Below are 2,335 nucleotides of genomic sequence, written 5' to 3' on the forward strand. Positions count from 1 at the left end.
CTGCCAAAACGGCAGCTGCCGGAACTTCGATCATCATGCCGACTTGCAGGTCGTCGCCAACCTTGACGCCTTCCTTGACCAGCTTGTCCTTTTCTTCAGCCAGAACAGCCTTGGCCTGGTGAAGTTCGTCCAAAGTACCGATCATTGGGAACATGATGCCCAGCTTGCCGTAAGCGGAAGCTCTCAGCAAGGCGCGCAGCTGAGTCCGGAAGATTTCCTTGTTCTTCAAGGACAGACGAACGGCCCGGATGCCCAGGAACGGGTTCATTTCTTCTGGCAGGTCCCAGTATGACAGGTGCTTGTCGCCACCGATGTCCATGGTTCTGATGATGACCTGCTTGCCGTTCATGCCTTCCAAAACCTTCTTGTAAGCTTCGAACTGGTCTTCTTCGGTTGGGAAGTCGCTTGAGTTCATGTACAAGAATTCAGTTCTGAACAGGCCGACTGCTTCGGCACCGTTTTCCAGAACGCCAGCCAGGTCGTCTGGAGTACCAATGTTGGCGGCAATCGTGAAGTGCTTGCCGTCAGCAGTTACTGAAGGTTCATCCTTCAGCTTCCGCCATTCAGCCTTTTGCTTGGCAAAGTCTTCGCCCTTCTTGCGGTAGTCGGCTACTTGTTCATCGCTTGGTTCAACGATGGCAACGCCGTCAAGGCCGTCGGCGATCAGCATTTGGCCGTTTTCAACTGAAGTCGTGATCTTTTCAGTCCCGACAACAGCCGGAATTTCCAAAGACCGGGCCATGATGGCTGAGTGAGCGGTCCGGCCGCCCAGGTCAGTTACGAAGCCCTTAACGTACTTCTTGTTCAATTGCGCCGTGTCACTTGGGGTCAAGTCTTCAGCGACCAGAACAACTTCGTGGTCGATGCTTGCCAGGTTAGGCAGTTCCTTGCCGAGCAAGTGAGCCATGATCCGCTTGGAGACGTCGCGAACGTCGGCAGCCCGTTCTTGCATGTACGCGTTGTCGGTCATGCTTTGGAAGATGGTGATGAAGTTTTGCGCAACTTCGTCCAAGGCAGCTTCACTGTTGACAGCGTCGCTCTTGATCTTGGCACTGATTTGACCGGTGAATTCCGGGTCAGACAGGAACATCAAGTGCGCGTCAAAGACTTGCGCTTCTTCTTCGCCCAGGCTTTCGGCTGCAACTTTGCGGATGTTTTCCAATTCAGCTTGTGATTCGGCAACTGCCTTGTCAAAACGAGCTACTTCAGCTTCCGCGTCGGCAACGGACTTCTTTTCAAAGGAAAGGTCCGGTTCGACCAGGAGGTAGGCTGGAGCAACGGCAACACCGTCACTGGCTGCGATACCCTTCAAAGTTTCAGTCATTATTCAGCCAAACCTTCTTTTGACATAGTTTCAGCAACAGCTGCGATAGCTTCCTTTTCGTCGTCGCCTTCAGCGCTGATAGTAACGTCTGCACCTTGGCCGACACCCAATGACATTACGCCCATGATTGACTTAAGGTTAACTGACTTGCCGTTGTATTCAAGGTTGATGTCTGAACCAAACTTTGAAGCAGCTTGTACCAGCAAAGTAGCTGGACGTGCGTGAATACCAGTTTCAGCGATAATGTGAAATTCTTTCTTTTCCATCGTAAATTATCTCCTTTAAAAATCAAGAATTGGGTACCAAAGTACCGTTTCCTTTAAAGAATAACATGTTTTCGAGGTCAATACAACTTAATTTGTAAATGTTTTCATTAATACTTGGGCTTATTGTCTATCGACGTATAGATAATAACCCCGCCGCGGCCGGCCCGGCCGGTGATTTTCTTGTTTTTTCCGTAATTGCGCAGGCTTTGCTGAAAATCAAAAGCCGCTTCTGGGTTCTCCTGCGGGTCGACCCGGTACTCAAGCCGGTCTCCTGAAACCAATTGCTCTAAAATTTCGCTATAGTCCATATTTGCCTCCTGCTTTTATTTTAGCGCAACTTTTCGCCCGAATTAAAGGAAGAAGCTCTCTGAAAAAAAGCATTTTTCCCCCGAGTCTTAGCACTTGACTAATCAGAGTGCTAAGTTCTATAATCTAGGCAGAACTTTGATGAAAGGCGGTATTTTTATGTTGTGTCAAAACTGCCATCAGCGGCAAGCCTCGATACATCTTTACACTAAGATCAACGGCCAAAACAAAGAAATTGACTTATGTCAGCAATGCTACCAAGAATTAAGGAATCAACAAGGTAATCAAATGAACAATGACAACTTTTTCGGCGACTTTGACGACCTGTTCAACGCTTTGAACGGGCGGTCAAACGGCGCCGGCAACCGTGACAACAATGCAAACCAAGGCGGGCAAAACCCGGGCCGCGGCGGCAGCGGCAACAACGCCGGCGGCGGCC

The 2,335-nt window shown here is 49.8% G+C and carries 3 protein-coding genes and 1 pseudogene; 1 reads left to right on the forward strand and 3 read right to left on the reverse strand.

Going from position 1 to position 2,335, the window contains the following annotated elements; genetic code table 11:
• The 3 genes from ptsP to ykzS form a co-directional block, all read right to left on the reverse strand.
• A partial coding sequence (ptsP, locus tag lacNas_RS01260) for a phosphoenolpyruvate--protein phosphotransferase (protein ID WP_201346518.1) occupies positions 1-1,324 on the reverse strand: 1,324 nt, incomplete at its 3' end.
• Positions 1,324-1,590, reverse strand: coding sequence for a phosphocarrier protein HPr (locus lacNas_RS01265; RefSeq protein WP_003614073.1), 267 nt, complete (start codon positions 1,588-1,590; stop codon positions 1,324-1,326). The genes lacNas_RS01265 and ptsP, both read right to left, overlap by 1 nt.
• A 107-nt stretch (positions 1,591-1,697) precedes the next feature.
• On the reverse strand, positions 1,698-1,898 hold the full coding sequence (gene ykzS, locus lacNas_RS01270) for a protein YkzS (RefSeq protein WP_201332009.1): 201 nt from the start codon (positions 1,896-1,898) through the stop codon (positions 1,698-1,700).
• 157 nt (positions 1,899-2,055) lie between these two features.
• On the opposite strand from ykzS, the pseudogene lacNas_RS14100 reads away from it, so the two are divergent.
• Positions 2,056-2,335 (forward strand): annotated as a pseudogene (locus lacNas_RS14100) (ATP-dependent Clp protease ATP-binding subunit); the annotation flags it as partial.

Source organism: Lactobacillus nasalidis, assembly GCF_016587775.1.
Lineage (GTDB): Bacteria > Bacillota > Bacilli > Lactobacillales > Lactobacillaceae > Lactobacillus > Lactobacillus nasalidis.

Excerpts from the sequence above, each read along its gene's own strand:
- ykzS (WP_201332009.1), bottom strand. The coding sequence starts at position 1,898 with ATGGACTATAGCGAAATTTTAGAGCAATTGGTTTCAGGAGACCGGCTT.
- lacNas_RS01265 (WP_003614073.1), bottom strand. The coding sequence starts at position 1,590 with ATGGAAAAGAAAGAATTTCACATTATCGCTGAAACTGGTATTCACGCA.